General features: G+C 67.6%; 17 protein-coding genes. 7 read left to right on the forward strand and 10 right to left on the reverse strand.

Translation table 11 applies throughout. From position 1 onward, the window contains the following. Positions 1-3: 3 nt before the first annotated feature. Positions 4-786, reverse strand: coding sequence for a hypothetical protein (locus AC1RSI_RS09125; RefSeq protein ID WP_040349303.1), 783 nt, complete (start codon positions 784-786; stop codon positions 4-6). Positions 787-819: 33 nt separating this feature from the next. On the opposite strand from AC1RSI_RS09125, the gene AC1RSI_RS09130 reads away from it, so the two are divergent. Continuing rightward, complete coding sequence (locus AC1RSI_RS09130; protein WP_008258721.1) at positions 820-1,734, forward strand: hypothetical protein; 915 nt, start codon at positions 820-822, stop codon at positions 1,732-1,734. Between the two features lie 46 nt (positions 1,735-1,780). Here the strand turns inward: AC1RSI_RS09130 and recN are convergent, their stop codons facing one another. From recN to AC1RSI_RS09150, 4 genes are read right to left on the reverse strand one after another with little or no spacing between them, the layout of a single operon-like run. Beyond that, positions 1,781-3,478, reverse strand: a complete 1,698-nt coding sequence (gene recN / locus AC1RSI_RS09135; protein ID WP_008262611.1) for a DNA repair protein RecN — start codon at positions 3,476-3,478, stop codon at positions 1,781-1,783. Positions 3,479-3,533: 55 nt separating this feature from the next. After that, positions 3,534-3,824 (reverse strand): BrnA antitoxin family protein, encoded by a 291-nt coding sequence (locus AC1RSI_RS09140; protein WP_008262269.1) that lies wholly within the window; start codon positions 3,822-3,824, stop codon positions 3,534-3,536. After that, on the reverse strand, positions 3,787-4,071 hold the full coding sequence (locus AC1RSI_RS09145) for a BrnT family toxin (RefSeq protein WP_008262224.1): 285 nt from the start codon (positions 4,069-4,071) through the stop codon (positions 3,787-3,789). Before AC1RSI_RS09145 ends, AC1RSI_RS09140 begins: the two co-directional genes overlap by 38 nt. Before the next feature lie 37 nt (positions 4,072-4,108). Beyond that, entirely contained in the window at positions 4,109-4,963 is an 855-nt protein-coding gene (locus tag AC1RSI_RS09150) for an outer membrane protein assembly factor BamD (protein WP_154726548.1), read from the reverse strand. A gap of 191 nt (positions 4,964-5,154) precedes the next feature. Here AC1RSI_RS09150 and AC1RSI_RS09155 point away from each other — a divergent pair, with 191 nt between their 5' ends. Then, on the forward strand, positions 5,155-6,090 hold the full coding sequence (locus tag AC1RSI_RS09155) for a ribose-phosphate pyrophosphokinase (protein ID WP_008261436.1): 936 nt from the start codon (positions 5,155-5,157) through the stop codon (positions 6,088-6,090). Between the two features lie 84 nt (positions 6,091-6,174). Next, a complete protein-coding gene (locus AC1RSI_RS09160) occupies positions 6,175-7,275 on the forward strand; it encodes a hypothetical protein (protein WP_291751480.1) in 1,101 nt (366 codons plus the stop codon). A gap of 67 nt (positions 7,276-7,342) precedes the next feature. Here AC1RSI_RS09160 and AC1RSI_RS09165 read toward each other — a convergent pair whose 3' ends face one another. Together AC1RSI_RS09165 and aceA are read right to left on the reverse strand one after the other, a co-directional pair. Then, positions 7,343-7,552, reverse strand: coding sequence for a hypothetical protein (locus tag AC1RSI_RS09165; protein ID WP_008262023.1), 210 nt, complete (start codon positions 7,550-7,552; stop codon positions 7,343-7,345). 30 nt (positions 7,553-7,582) lie between these two features. After that, on the reverse strand, positions 7,583-8,863 hold the full coding sequence (aceA, locus tag AC1RSI_RS09170; RefSeq protein WP_008264350.1) for an isocitrate lyase: 1,281 nt from the start codon (positions 8,861-8,863) through the stop codon (positions 7,583-7,585). Between the two features lie 155 nt (positions 8,864-9,018). Between aceA and AC1RSI_RS09175 the strand changes: the two genes are divergently transcribed. Genes AC1RSI_RS09175 through AC1RSI_RS09185 form a run of 3 tightly spaced genes read left to right on the forward strand, consistent with a single transcriptional unit; the run spans position 9,019 to position 11,102 of the window. Further along, positions 9,019-10,449 (forward strand): helix-turn-helix domain-containing protein, encoded by a 1,431-nt coding sequence (locus tag AC1RSI_RS09175; RefSeq protein ID WP_008264176.1) that lies wholly within the window; start codon positions 9,019-9,021, stop codon positions 10,447-10,449. Between the two features lie 36 nt (positions 10,450-10,485). Continuing rightward, positions 10,486-10,833: a hypothetical protein gene (locus tag AC1RSI_RS09180; RefSeq protein WP_035307132.1), complete on the forward strand. Its 348-nt coding sequence runs from the start codon at positions 10,486-10,488 to the stop codon at positions 10,831-10,833. Further along, entirely contained in the window at positions 10,830-11,102 is a 273-nt protein-coding gene (locus AC1RSI_RS09185) for a type II toxin-antitoxin system RelE/ParE family toxin (protein WP_035307130.1), read from the forward strand. Before AC1RSI_RS09180 ends, AC1RSI_RS09185 begins: the two co-directional genes overlap by 4 nt. A gap of 4 nt (positions 11,103-11,106) precedes the next feature. On the opposite strand, the gene AC1RSI_RS09190 is transcribed toward AC1RSI_RS09185, so the two are convergent. From AC1RSI_RS09190 to AC1RSI_RS09200, 3 genes are all read right to left on the reverse strand, one after another. Continuing rightward, positions 11,107-11,937, reverse strand: a complete 831-nt coding sequence (locus AC1RSI_RS09190; RefSeq protein ID WP_008261966.1) for a universal stress protein — start codon at positions 11,935-11,937, stop codon at positions 11,107-11,109. A gap of 71 nt (positions 11,938-12,008) precedes the next feature. Further along, positions 12,009-13,457 (reverse strand): YgdI/YgdR family lipoprotein, encoded by a 1,449-nt coding sequence (locus AC1RSI_RS09195; protein ID WP_230307686.1) that lies wholly within the window; start codon positions 13,455-13,457, stop codon positions 12,009-12,011. A gap of 64 nt (positions 13,458-13,521) precedes the next feature. After that, complete coding sequence (locus AC1RSI_RS09200) at positions 13,522-14,511, reverse strand: helix-turn-helix transcriptional regulator (protein WP_230307685.1); 990 nt, start codon at positions 14,509-14,511, stop codon at positions 13,522-13,524. A gap of 92 nt (positions 14,512-14,603) precedes the next feature. Here AC1RSI_RS09200 and AC1RSI_RS09205 point away from each other — a divergent pair, with 92 nt between their 5' ends. Next, on the forward strand, positions 14,604-14,828 hold the full coding sequence (locus tag AC1RSI_RS09205; RefSeq protein ID WP_035307121.1) for a hypothetical protein: 225 nt from the start codon (positions 14,604-14,606) through the stop codon (positions 14,826-14,828). The last annotated feature ends 1 nt before the right edge of the window (position 14,829 follow it).

The following is a 14,829-nucleotide window of genomic DNA, read 5'->3' on the forward strand; positions in this document are numbered from 1 at the left end:
CGTCTAGTCCGCTGCGGACCAGCCAAGGCTGGGCAGTGCTGAAGAAACTGTTCTTCGGATCGTGGGGGTTCTCGACGGGATGGAAGTCGCCACCCTCGAGTCGTATGGAAACGGGATCAGCAGGGTGTTGAGGTGGGGCGTCGCCGTATCGGCGGGCGCGGCATAGAGCCAACTTGTCGCCACTAGACTGGAGGGCGGGAGCACCGCTAGGTGATTACTTGCCGAGCGCAAGGTGCAACCGACGCTTGGCGTGTTGGTCTTGGGCTGGACGCACAGCACCGAGGGCGGAACTTGCCAGCAAAGACTGCCCGGTAGGTGCGGCAGCCCAGGGTCGATCCCCTGCTGCTTTTCCGCTAGGGCCTGAAAGACGATGTGGGAATAGGCACCGAGGCCGCCGGCCGGGGGCTGGAAGCCGACGCCCGAACAGGCTTCGTCAGCAACGGCGAGCATCAGCATGATATCCTGACGCCAGTCCCGACGATACTCGCGGGCGTTCATCACCCGGTTCCACGCTTCATGGATGGGCTCCGGCGTGAATAGATTGGAATTCCAGAGCTCTGCAAGCCGGGTCACCTCGGCGAGGTGCGCGTTGTCGAAGACGTAGCCTTCGGTGTCCCAGCCCGCGTTGAATGCGTACTCGGCATAGACGCCAAGCTCCTCGGCGCACAGAGCGGCGAATGCGAATAGGTCCGGCGGCCACTCCGGTGCCGTCGTGGAGCCCAGCCCATCCGTGCCTTCCGGGAAGAGGCGCTTCCTAAGGCGCTTAAAGTCAGGTTTGCTTGCCATGGGCCTAACCTACACGCGATTCGGAGTACAATCATGCAACGCCAGAAGGCCGTCCGGTCCTCCGAAATCACACTCATGATGCTGGGGCCTCATCCCGAGGAACACTCTCCGGTTTTTGATGCGGCGGAGATAGTCTGGGTCCACAGCTATGCGGCTACCAACGCGAAGGGCGAATATCATGTCGCCTTTGGTATAGGGGACGGGATGATGCTGACAGAGGTCGCAAACGCGGCGCTCGAGCGGGCATCCCTTTTCGCTACTGATCGAACCAAGCTCTTCGTCCAGCTTGTTGATCGACGCGATACAGCCGCCAGACGCGTCACCCACACTTTGCGTGACGCCGAGCCCGGATCGCTCGTCTTCATCGGCTTCCGCGATTCCATGCTGGTGGACGCCGGAATGGCGGCCCTGCACGCCGATCCCGCTATAACCGTCATAGCTCCAGACGGGACGGCGATGCGCAAGCTAACGGCCGCAGATCGGATAGGCATCCGAAAGGCAGCAGCTGTGATCCAGGGAGGCATGCCCGCGCCGCGTCGAACGCCGGTACTTCGCCAGCAGGTGTTCAGGGCGCGTCTCGGTGATCAAGAACGACTGGTTGGTGCTGCCTTAACCTTAGGACCGGTGACCGCGAGGCACCTCGAGCAGATCGCGGAGCGTATCGGCGGTGGCCGCGTATTACTAGTGGAGGTGCTCAGTCCGACCAATGGATCGGAGGGGCGAAGTTCTATCTCGCTCAGCGAAATACTGGCCGAGGACCAGGCCGAAGGAGTGTTTTCAATGATTCACGCCGCAGCTGATCTAGCAACCTATCAGTCAATCATTGCTGAGTTCAAAGCGGCTGGTTGGCCCACGGTACGCGCAGTCGGCGTCGGCGCGCCGATGGAGGTCAATATCATGCGTGCGAACTGGACAGTTACAAAAGAGCCTTCCGAACCACCGTATTGATTTGACGCCGCCAACAGACATTTCCGCAAAGCTCCTACCTAGCCCTCTACCCGATCAACGCCCGCGCCGCCGCCCGCGCCTCATCGGTGATCTCCGCCCCCGACAGCATCCGCGCGATCTCTTCCTGACGCCGCGCGTCGTCCAGGGCCACGACGGTGGTGGTCGTCATCCCCTCGTGGTCGGCTTTCATCACCTTCCAGTGGGCGTGGCCGCGGGCGGCGACCTGGGGGCTGTGGGTGACGACCAGGACCTGGGCGCCGGTGGACAGGCGTTTCAGGCGCGAGCCGACGGCCTCGGCCACGGCGCCGCCGACGCCCTGGTCCACCTCGTCGAAGATCATCACCGGCTGGCGCATGTCCTCGCGGCTGGCCAGGGCGGCCTTCATGGCCAGGGCGAACCGGGCCAGTTCGCCGCCCGAGGCGATGGCGTCCAGCGGCCCGAAATCGGTTCCGGCGTTGGTGGCGATCTGGAAGCGGACGGTCTCGACCCCGTCGGGGCCGCGCCGGCCCTCGATCGGCTCCAGGGCGACGCGGAACCGGGCGCGCTCCAGCTTCAGCGGGCCCAGTTCGCCCATGACGGCGGCGGTCAGACGGTCGGCCGCCGCCTCGCGCGCCGAGGTCAGGAAGGTGGCGGCGAGGTCATAGGATTCGGCGGCCTCGGCGGCCTCGCGGCCCGCATTGGCCAGGGCCTCCTCTCCGTCCTCGATCAGGCGCAGCTGCTCGCGCAGGCGGATGCGCAGCGACGGCAGGGCGTCGACCGTGGTGTTCAGCTTGCGGGCGGCGGCGCGCAGGGCGAACAGCCGTTCCTCGGCCTTGTCCAGACGGCCCGGCTCATAGTCGAAGGCGTCGGCGGCGGCGTCCACGGCGGCGACCGCCTCGGCCGCCTCGACCATGGTGCGGTCGATGGCCTCGACGGCGGCGGACAGTTTGACGATGACCGGGTGGTCGCCCTCGGCCCCCGCCTGGCCGGCGCGCTGGCGGGCGTGTTCGACGGCGCGAAGGGCCGCGCCCAGTTTCTGGCTCAGCTTGTCGCCGCCCAGCTGGGTGCGGGCGTCGGCCAGGTCGGCGATGGCTTTTTCGGCGGCGCCGAGCAGGGCGCGTTCGCCGGCCAGTTCCGTCTCCTCGTCGGCGCGAGGGTCCAGGGCGTCCAGTTCGGACAGGTTGAGCGTGATCTCCTCGACGCGGGCGGCGGCGTCGGCGGCCTGGGCCTTCAGCTCCGCCAGCTTGGCCTCGGCGGCCTTCAGCTTGGTCGAGGCGGCGGCGACGGCCTGGAGCTGGGGCTGGAGACCGCCATAGGCGTCCAGCGAGCCCCGGTGGGTGCGCCAGTCCAGCAGGCCGACGGTCTCATGCTGGCCGTGAACCTCGACCAGGGCGGCGCCGATCTCGCGCAGGGCCGTGACCCCGGCGGGCTGGTCGTTGACATAGGCCCGGCTGCGGCCGTCGGCGTTCAGCACGCGGCGCAGGATCAGGTCCTCGCCCGGCTGGACCTCGAATCCCTTTTCGGCGATCAGGGCCAGCAGGTCGGGATCGTCCGGGGCGCTGAAGATGGCGGTGGCCACGGCCTGTTTGGCGCCATGACGCACCAGGCCGGCGTCGCCGCGCCCGCCCAGGGCCAGACCCAGGGCGTCCAGAATGATCGACTTGCCCGCCCCCGTCTCGCCCGTCAGCACGGTCAGGCCGGTCTCGACGTCGAGATCCAGCACGTCGACCAGGACGACGTCGCGGATGGAAAGGGCGGTCAGCATGGGCGCACGCGATTCGGCATGGGGCGCAGTCTAGCGCGCGGCGGCGTGAAAGGAATCAGAGACCGGAGGCCCGGCGCAGGGCGGCGTTGATGCCCGATTGCCAGCCCGGCCCCTGGGCGCGCCAATGCTCCAGCAGATCGGCATCCAGACGCAGGGTGACCTGTTGTTTGGGCGCGTCGGCCTTGGGGCGGCCGGGGGCGCGTTTGAACTGGTTGAGGATGTAGTCGGGCAAGACTTCACGTGCGGGGCGGAGTTTGGCCGCGCGCTCTGCGGTCAGCTCCGGCGTATCGTCGTCGTCGAGAAAGGGCTCAGTCGCCGCTTCCGACACCCCTTTGTTCTCGGACATATCTCCGCTCCCGGTCATTGGCCTTGCGCAGACTGATGGCCCGCACCCTTGCGTCTCGAACCGTGAAGGCCAGAACGTGCAGCCGCCCGTCCAGTTCGCCATAGGCGATCCATCTGGGTTCGCCGTAATCGAAGCGATCATCCACCTCGATCAAGGCTTCGTCCATCTGGATTTCGTCGGCTCGCAACAGCGAGACGCCGTGCTTGACGATATTGACTGCATCCTTCGCCGGGTCGAAGACGATCATTTATGTAACTACATAAATTCGACCGTCAAGGGGACGATCAGCCGGGGATGATCCGCTGCAGCCAGGATTCGCGCTTGGCCTCGGGGGCTTTTTCCGGAGTCTGGCCGTTTTCGGTCAGCAGGGCGTAGGCCTCGGCGTACCAGGGGCTGCCCGGGAAGTTGTAGCCCAGGACGGCGCCGTTGCGGGTCGCCTCTTCCTTCAGGCCCAGCTGCAGATTGACCTCGACCAGGCGGTACAGGGCCTCGGGCGTGTGGGAGGTGCGCTGGAACTCGGGGTTGGCGATGACGGCCTTGTAGCGGTTCAGGGCCGCCAGCGGCTGGTTGGCGCGCTGGTAATAGCGGCCGATGTTCATTTCCTTGCCGGCCAGCTGGTCGTTGACCATGTCGATCTTGACGGCGGCGTCGCTGGCGTAGGGCGTGCCCGGATAGCGGCGGGCGACGTCCTTCAGACCGGCCAGGGCGGCGTTGGCGTAGCCCTGGTCGCGGCCCACGTCGGTGATCTGTTCGAAGTTGCAGACCGCCTTCATGTAGAAGGCGTAGGCCGCCGAGGGATTGCCCGGGAACAGGGAGATGAACCGGTCCGAAGCCGCGATGGCGTCCGCGTAATTATTGTTCTGATAGAAGGCGTAGATCTGCATCAGGATCGAGCGACGCGCCCAGTCCGAATAGGGATGCTGGCGTTCCACCTCCTGGAAATAGTCGACGGCGTCGGCCCAGCGGCGCTGTTCCAGGCGCTGGTAGCCGGTGTTGTACAGGGCCTCGACCGGCCGTTCCTCATAGGCGAGCTTGGGTCGTGCGTTGCCGGCGCAGCCCGCGATTGTCATTGCGGCGGCGGCCGCAGCCATCAGCACCAGGCCGGAACGGATCTTGGAAACGGACAAGGATGACCCCATGACGAGCAAAGACAGACCCTCGGCCTGGCTTCGGAAACGAACGCGGCGTTCTCTAGCACCCACGACCGGACCGCGCCATGCCGACGAAAACTCTCCGCACACGACTTGCCCTGCCCGGCACCGCTGGTAAAGAGCGCGCCAACCGACCGCCGTTCATGGGGGTCGGATGACGGCGAAAGGATGACCAGCCGATGAAGCTGCTCTCAGGCAACTCCAACCGCGGCCTCTCTCAGGCCATCGCCGACCATCTGGACGCCCCCTTGACCAAGGCCCAGGTCAAGCGGTTCGCCGACAATGAGGTCTTCGCCGTCATCGAGGAGAACGTCCGCGGCGAGGACGTCTTCATCCTTCAGTCGACCAGCTATCCGGCCAACGACAATCTGATGGAGCTGCTGATCATCACGGATGCGCTGGTGCGCGCCTCCGCCCGTCGGATCACGGCCGTCATGCCCTATTTCGGCTATGCGCGTCAGGACCGTAAGACCGGCGGGCGCACGCCCATCTCGGCCAAGCTGGTCGCCAATCTGATCACCCGCGCCGGCGCCGACCGGGTGCTGACCATGGATCTGCACGCCGGCCAGATCCAGGGCTTCTTCGACATTCCGACCGACAATCTGGTCGCCACGCCGGTCCTGGCCCAGGACATCCGCGAGAATTATGCGCGCGGCGACGACCTGATGATCGTCTCGCCCGACGTCGGGGGCGTGGTGCGCGCCCGATCGCTGGCCAGCCGCCTGAACGCCGACCTCGCCATCGTCGACAAGCGTCGCCCCAAGGCGGGCGAAAGCGAGGTCATGAACATCATCGGCGACGTCGAGGGCCGAAGCTGCATCCTGTTCGACGACATCGTCGATTCGGGCGGCACCCTGGTGAACGCGGCCAAGGCGTTGATTGATCAGGGCGCCACCGAGGTCTCGGCCTATATCAGCCACGGCGTTCTGTCCGGCCCCGCCGTGCAGCGCATCACCGACGGGCCGCTGAAGGAACTGGTGATCACCGACTCCATCGAACAACCCGATGAAGTCCTGAAGTGCCCGAAAATCCGCAGGGTTTCCGTGGCTCCGCTTATCGGTGAAGCTATCCGGCGGATCGCCAACGAAGAATCCGTGTCGAAGTTGTTCGATTAATCTTCGGCAAACCACTTTCCTCACGTTATAAGCGGCTTCAAGTACACGCCCCGTCCGGGGCCATAGTTCTGTGGACGCGCCCCTATGCCCAAGGCCTTCATGACCCGCGGCCTGTCGATCGCCGCCCTGGCAGCCGCTGTTTTCCTGGCGAGTTGCACCACCAAGGAGCCAGAGGCGCCCCCGCCTCCCCCGCCGCCTCCGCCGCCGGTTTCGCTGAACGAGGGCGTGGCCCAGGCGGCCTCGATCTATGTCGCCTTCCTGCGGGAGGCCGAGACCATCCAGCCGGGCGGCTTCCCGGACGCCGAATCCATCCAGGCCGCCATCCGCAAGGGCGCCTCGTATGAGCCGGCCCAGTTGTCGCGCGGCCTGATCGCCTACGGCTCGATCATCGCGCTTCAGTCGCCCGAGTTCGTGGCCGGGGTGCGCCAGTTCGCCGCCGATCCCGTCCAGCGCCAGCAGATGATCGCCCAGATCGTCGCCGATCCGGCCTATGCCGCCACCCTGCCCGGCGCCGACGCTGCGGCGGGCCTGATCACCGCCACCATCGGCAAGGACGCCGTCGCGATGCGCGCCATCGCCGAGGCCGTTGAGGCCGACGCCTATACGGTTCAGGAACGCAACGATCCGCGCCGTCGCTGGGCCGTCACCCACGTGCCCAACCGCGAAGTTCGGCTGGAGGGCGCCAAGACCCTGTCGGCGGCGACCATGCTGCCTTCCGGCGATGAATCGAGCCGTCTGTTCACGGCCGCCAACACCGGCCAGGGCCTGTCGGTCGAGGCGTCGCGCAAGGCGCCGCCCTATACGCCGGCCCTGACGCGGTCGCTGGCCATCGCCGCCCTGGCCGCTCTCGGGGCCGCCGGCGACGAGGCCCGGGCCAATACCGACGCCCTGGTGGTCGAGACGAACAGCGAATTCTGCCTGAACATGTCCAAACTGATGCTGTTCCAGTGCCTGGCCGCCTCGCGCCCCGCCTATGAGGACATGTTCTGCCTGGGCCGTCACGTCGCACGCGACCTGGCCACCTGCACCACCCAGGCGGTGCTCACGACCTCGATCACGGTCGGCGATCCCGAAGAAACCAGCACGCCCCCCGCCGCGGTTTCGCCGGTTTCGGTCACCCTGACGCAGACGCCCGCGCCGTCGCCGACGGCCTCGCTGAACACCTCGCCGTCTTCGTCGCGCTAAACCCGTTCAGACGGACGAAGGCCCGCCCCGAGCGATCGGAGCGGGCCTTTTCCTTGCGCGGGACGGCCTATTCGTAGCCGTGCGCGGCCTCGTTGATCACCTGGGACGGCATGGACGAGAAGTCCACGGCGATCGGCTTGGCGACCTTGGCCTGATAGGTTCGAAGCACATGGGTCATGCGACGGCGCACCTCGCGTTCGGCCTCGGTGCCTGTGTCGAGCGCCAGGGGCGCCAGGCAGAAGTCGATAATGGCTTCGGTTCGGGTCAGCGGTTCCATGGAGGTTCCTTTCCTTGAGCTGAGGGGGCCTTAAGCCGCGTGGGTGAACTGGGCCGTCTCGGTCGAGTCCTTCAGCGCCGTCGTCGAGGACGTGCCGTTGGAGATGACCGTGGCGACCTGATCGAAATAGCCGGTGCCGACTTCGCGCTGGTGACGCGTGGCGGTGTAGCCGGCGGCCTCGTTGGCGAACTCGCGCTGCTGCAGTTCGGAATAGGCCGCCATGCCGCGATCGCGATAGCCGTCCGCCAGCTCGAACATCGAGTTGTTCAAGGCGTGGAAGCCGGCCAGGGTCACGAACTGGAACTTGTAGCCCATGGCCCCCAGCTCGCGCTGGAACTTGGCGATGGTGGCGTCGTCCAGCTTGGCCTTCCAGTTGAAGGAGGGCGAGCAGTTGTAGGCCATCAGCTTGCCCGGATGCTTCTTCTGGATCGCCTCGGCGAACTTCTTGGCGTCGTCCAGATCCGGGTGGGAGGTCTCCCACCACAGCAGGTCGGCGATGTTCGCGTACGACAGGCCGCGCGCGATGCAATGATCCAGGCCCGTGCCCTCCTTCAGGCGGAAGAAGCCCTCGGGGGTGCGGTTTTCGCGGTCGATGAAGGGCTGATCGCGCTCGTCGATGTCCGAGGTGATCAACTGGGCGCTTTCGGCGTCGGTGCGGGCGACCGTGATGGTCGGCGTGCCCATGACGTCGGCGGCCAGACGGGCGGCGACCAGATTGCGTTCATGCGCCTGGGTCGGGATCAGGACCTTGCCGCCCAGGTGGCCGCACTTCTTCTCGGACGCCAGCTGATCCTCGAAGTGGACGCCGGCGGCGCCCGCCTCGATGAAGGCCTTCATGATCTCGAAGCTGTTCAGCGGGCCGCCGAAGCCGGCTTCCGCATCGGCGACGATCGGGGCGAACCAGTCGCGCTTGGCGCCGCCCTCGGCGTGCTCGATCTGGTCGGCGCGCTGCAGGGTGCGGTTGATGCGGCGGCACAGTTCCGGCGCGGCGTTGGCCGGGTACAGCGACTGGTCCGGATACATGGCCGAAGCGGTGTTGGCGTCGGCCGCGACCTGCCAGCCTGACAGATAGATGGCCTTCAGACCGGCGCGGACCATCTGCATGGCCTGGTTGCCGGTGACGGCGCCCAAGGCGTTGATGAAGGGCTCGTCGTGCAGCAACTGCCACAGACGGTTGGCGCCGCGCTCGGCCAGGGTGTGGGTGATCGGCACGGAGCCGCGCAGGCGCAGAACGTCCTCAGGGGTATAGGGACGCTCGATGCCGTCGAAACGGCCGGCGGGCGAAGGAACCAGGTCGGCGAAGGTGGTCATGGTCGAACTCGGTCTCTGAATGGCGCGGCCGCAGCCGCCGTCTCGGAGACAAGAACACGCTGAAGTCACGAATGACACAGTGTCTAAGCCCGTATTGATGTCAGTTTGTCATATCATGACTTTGCATATCAGTCATAATGTGACATTCTCCGACCATGGAAATCGCCGCCGATCGCAAGCTTTTCCTCGGCGCCCGGCTGAAGCGGCTGCGGCGCGACCTGGCTCTGACTCAGACGGCCATGGCGGCCGACCTGGGCGTTTCGCCCAGCTATCTCAACCACATAGAACGCAATCAGCGGCCCGTTTCGGCCCAACTGCTGCTGCGATTGGCTGAGACCTATGACGTCGATTTGCGCAGCCTGAACCAGGGCGGGGCGGCGGACGAGGCACGGCTGGGCGAGGTTCTGGCCGACCCTCTGTTCGCGGGCCTGTCCCTGCCCCGTCACGAACTGGTGCAGTTGCTGGAAGAGGCGCCCGGCGTCGCGGACGCCATGCTGCGCCTGTACCAGGCCTTTGACGACGGCCGCGCCCGGGCCCGCGCCGCCGCCGAGAACGGCGAAGGCCTGGTGGACACCAGCCCGGCCGAATGGGTTCGCGAATATATCCAGTCGCGCGGCAACCACTTCCCCGAACTGGACCAGATGGGCGAGGCCCTGGCCGAGGCCCTGGCGGCCGAGGCGCCGGCCCACGCCGACGGTTTCGAACCCGCCGCGCGCCAGCGGCTGGCGGCGAAACACGATCTGGGCGTCCGCACCCTGCCGGCCGAGGTCATGGTGGAATGGACCCGCCGCTACGATCTGCACCGCCGCCGCCTGCTGCTGTCCGAGGCCCTGGGCCCGTCGTCGCGCGCCTTCGCCATCGCCTATCAACTGGCCCTGGCCGAGCAGGGCCCGGCCCTGAACGCCATGGTCCAGGCTGCGAACGCCCCGGACGGCCCGACGCGATCCCTGCTGAAGGTGGCCCTGACCAATACCCTCGCCGCCGCGATCCTGATGCCCTATGCCGCCTTCCAGCGCACGGCGGAAGAGACCGGATATGATCTGGCGCGGCTCCAGGCCCGGTTCGGGGTCAGCTATGAACAGGCGGCGCATCGGTTGACCACCCTGTCGCGGCCGACGGCGCGGGGCGTGCCCTTCTTCCTGATGCGGGTCGATCAGGCGGGCAATATCTCCAAACGCTATGCCGCCGGCGCCTTTCCCTTCTCCCGCTTCGGCGGCGCCTGCCCGCGCTGGCGGCTGCACTCGGCCTTCCGTACGCCGGGCCGGATCATCACCCAGATCATCGAGACGCCGGATGGCGGGCGCTGGTTCACCTTCGCCCGCACGGTCGAACGCCAGGGCCAGGACGGCTATGGCGACGCCCACGACCTGGCCGTCGGCCTGGGCTGCGAACTGCGCCACGCCCCCCGTCTGGCCTACGCCCACGGCCTGGATCTGGAACGGCCCGAGGTCACGCCCATCGGTCCGGCCTGCCGCCTGTGCCACCGCCATCCCTGCGCCGAACGCGCTGCGGCGCCCATCGACCGGCCGCTGGCCGTGGACGACTGGTCCAAATCGGTCAGCCCGTACCCGTTCGCGGCGATGTGAGTTCACAACCACTCATAGTTGTGACATGGTTGAGTCATGGCCGATCACGTCCTGACCCTGCCCCTGACCGACGCGGCGCTTGAACGGCTCAAGGCCGCTGCGCGCGCGGCGGGGATAACGCCCGAGGCCTATGCCCTCGCTGTCCTGGACAAGGCGCTCGCGAGCGGGCGTGACGCCCCCTCCGGCGACTTCGAAGTTCGAGAGAAAGATGCTGCCTTCGTCGTGGACAGCCCAGAGCCTTGGCCTCCGGCCACGCCTTACGACACCACCGAGGCCAAACGTCGGCTGACTGAGTACGACCGCACCGGCAAGTTCATCGAGTTCGAGGACTGGGCGGCGGATTTCGAGGCTGAGATCGAGGCCATGTTGAAGGCCAAGGCTTGAAGATACGGCTTTCGCTTGATGCGATTCAGGATCGCCGACGGGTCATCGGCTTTCTGCGGGGCGTCAATCCAAACGCCGCCCGACGAGCAGGCCATACCATCACCCGGTCCATAGGCCAGCTGGCGGAGACCCCGATGATCGGGATCGAACTGGACGGTCTACGCCACCTCTACATCCCCTTCGGCGCCAGCGGCTACGTCGTCCAATACCGGGTCGATGCGGACCTGATTGTCGTCGCCCGCATCTTCCACGCCCTCGAAGCGCGCTGAAGCCTCAGTGGCTCAGCAGCAGCCAGGACTGGCTGCGGTTCAGCAGGGCCTGGGTGACGCCGCCCAGCACCCACTCCCGCATTCGGGAATGGCCCCAGGCGCCGGCGACGATCAGATTGGCGCCGGTCTGTTCGACAAGGGCCAGGATGCGGTCGCCGGCGGGGCGTTCGTCGCGCACCTTGGCCTCGCTTTCGGCGACGACGCCGTGGCGGCGCAGCCAGGCGGCGACGTCGGCGACCCGTGCGGCGGCGGCGGCCGCGTCGGCCGAGGCGCAGATCTCGACCACCTTGACCTCGCGCGCCTGTTTCATCAGCGGCAAGGCGGCGGCGACGGCGCGCTGAGCCTCGCGCCCTTCCTTCCACGCCACCAGGACGACCCCGTCGACCGGCGCGGCCGAGGCCCGGGGCGGCGCGACCAGGACAGGCCGGCCGATGTTCATGATCAGGTCGCCCGCGTCCGGCGCACGATAGGGCAGACGCCCGGCGTCACGCCCCACCAGGATCAGGTCGGCCGCCCGCGCATGGCGTGCGACACAGGAGGCGGGATAGCCGGTCTCCGCCCGCCATTCGTGATCTATGCCGGTGTCCTTCATGGCTTCGAGGAAACGGGCCTTGGCGGCGGACAGTTCGCCGTCGGCCTGGTCCCGGCGCAGGGCCAGGATTTCACCGGCCATTCCCCCGGCGACATAGGCGTCGACCAACGGCGGCTCGGGCTCGCTGACGGAGATCCCGATCAGGGTCGCGTCGTGAATGGCGGCGAGATCGCGCGCGAAACCGATCCGCGCGACATTGTCGGCCTCGTCATCCACATAGACCATCAGGCTCGCATAGGTCATGGCGGTGCTCCTTGTTGCCGGAGTCTGGATGCGCCCTTCGGCCCCGTCCCGCCTTGATCCGCGTCAAACCGTCAGATCAGGATCACCCGGCCGTTGTCGAGGCGGAAGGCGACGCCGGTGCGCTGGAACAGGCGGGCGATGACGGCGGAAGGGTTGGCGACGCCCTGGTCCAGCATGGTCGAGATGTCGTTGGCCAGGGTGGGGTCGCGCGACAGGCGGGTCAGGGCGCCCAGCCATTCGTCGCGGCTCAGCACCCCGTCGTCATTGTCGCGGCGCTGAAAATCGGCGACCACGTCGAAGAAGTCGCCGCCGCCCGCGCGTCGTTCCGCCGCTTCGATGACCAGGCCCCAGACGGCGCCGCAGGCGTAATAGGCGCGGTTGTCGCCCCGGTCGCCGGCCGAGGCCACGGGCTTGCCCGCCGCCAGGGTGATGCAGTCGTCCACCTCGCGCTGCAGTTCCGCCCGGTCGTCATAGGCGGGGTTGATGGCTTTCAAAGCGCGCACCGCCATCAGGTCGGCCCCGCCCTCGGTGATCCAGGCCTCGCGGGCGTACTGGTATTTCAGCCCCTGAGAGCCCAGCCAGAAATGCGCCGCTTCGTGGCCGATGAACCAGTGGGCCCGGGCGAGGGCCTGGGCGTCGGGGGCCAGCACCCCCTCCCCTTCGAAATTCATCGAGATCAGACCCGGCAGAACGCTGCCGCCCATGCTGGACAGGGATCTGGTCGGGCCGGTCCAGCTGACCATCAGGGTCGGCGCCTCGCCCTGAGCCCGACCCAGGCGCTGGGCGTAATAGGCCATGACGCGGGGTGTGAAGCCGGCCAGTTCATCGCCCAGCCAGCGCGGCAGACCGGGATCGATGACGGTGGTGATCCCTTCGCCCCGGCGGGTCGTGGCGTCGCCGAACAGGACATAGGTCTGGGCGTCAACGGCCGTGACCTGGGGCGCGCGCTCGCCCTTGAACAGCACCGGGCCGGCGCGGTCACGCCAGGTCACGCTGGCCGGACCGCCGGGCACATCGACGCCGTTCAGGTCCCGCGGCAGGGCGCGGGCGGCGGCGGCGGACTCCAGCGGGATGACGTCGAACTGACCTGAGAACAGCGCCACCGTCCCGTCCGAGAACACCAGGGCCGGATCATACTCCGCCTCCAGATCGCCGGGGCGCGGCGTCATGGCGATGCGGACATTGCGCGGCACAGGGCCGCCGTCGGTCGAGCGCAGCACGTCGTAATCGCCGATCCGCTCCAGCACGACGCCCGGTGTCTCCACCCGCCACCAGGCCGGACGCCAGGGCTGGCGGCTCTCGCGCAGCAGGGCCGACCGGAAGAAGGCCCAGGCCGGGGCGTCACGATCCAGCACATACTCCGCCGTCCAGCGATCACCGTTGCGTTCGACCGACACGTCGACGCGGCCGTCTCCGGCCATGCTCGGGTCTTGCGACGCGACGACGGCGGGCGAAGCGCAGGCCGCAACGGTCGAAAAGCCGACAAGGGCGGCGCATATGAGGGCCGTCTTCAGACGCATGAAGTTCTCCAACAGGTCAGGCCTGCGATAGCGAGGCCGGCGACAGCGTCACCTTAAGCCTTCGTCATCCGCGAGCCGCGTCCAGAGCGCGCCCGGCCGCCGCCAGTTCCCCGGCCATGACGGCCTTAAGCCGCTCGGGCGCCAGGATCATGGCCTGTTCGCCCCAGGTGAACAGGTGCCAAGCCAGTTCGCGCATGCCCGAGGCGCGGAACCGCACGATGACGGCGCCGTCCGCCTGATCCTCGAACGACTGGGTCGGGTGCCAGCGCCAGCTCTTCGCCTCGGCCGCACCCTCGGGGGCGATGCGCAGCACCACATCCTCGATCTCGTCCTGATAGATGCCGAAGGACTGGCTGGCGAAGACGCCCAGGTCGAAATCGGCGGGCGGGACCGCCACCCCGTCCTGCGGGGCGACATGGGTCATCCGGTCCAGGCGGAAGGTCTGGATGCGGCCCGTCTCGCGGTCGGCGGCGACCAGATAGTTGGCCCGGCCGAACATCACGCCGCACGGGGCGACGGTCCGCCTGCGCGGCTCGGCGCCCGGCCGGGAATAGGTGAAGCCCAGCGGCTGTTGCGCCAGCACCGCCCCGCGAATGGCGGTCAGCAGGCCTTCGTCCGCCGAGGGACGCGGTCCGGCCTGGACGGCGATGGTCTCGGCCCGGACCAGGGCCTCCAGGTCCGGGGCCATCCGGTTCAGGGTGGTGGAGCGCATCGCCGCCTTCAGCTTGCGCTCCAGCGCCTCCAGCGCCGCCGCGCGGGCCGGTTCGCCGGCGGCGCGCAGGGCCGAGGCGGCCTTGGCCAGTTCCAGCATCTCGGTCGCGGTCGGCGCCTGTTCGAAGGCGGACAGGCCGCCGCGGATGCGCCAGCGTTTCGACGGCGGATCCGACACCTCCTCCACCTGGGGGAACAGCATGAGGACGGCGTCACGCATCCGTTCGGCGGTGCGGCGGCCGACGCGCATGTCGCGCGCCATCTCGTCGATGGTCAGGCCTTCGGCGCTGGCGGCCATGCGCCGCGCCAGGTCGATCACCATGGCCGCCTTGTCGTGTCTCACCGCCGCTCCTGAAATGATACGTCCGTTTCTGACGCAACAGTGCGCCATAACACCATCATCGACAAGAGGCCGACCGCTTCAGGAGACATCAAATGGCTCGCTTCCAACCGAACACCGCCGTCAACGCCAACCGCTATCTGATCGTGCCGTGCGAGGCCGACGGATCGTCGGACCTGGCCGTCATCTGGGATCGGCTGGAGGAACAGGTGGTGGACGTCATCTCCGCCGCCGCCATCGCCCGCTATTCGGACGAAGACGCCCTGTGGGACGAGGCGCGGTCGGACCCGGCGGAAACGCCCTGGCTGATGGCGGCCTGAA

Source organism: Brevundimonas sp. GW821-FHT10E09 (assembly GCF_058809375.1).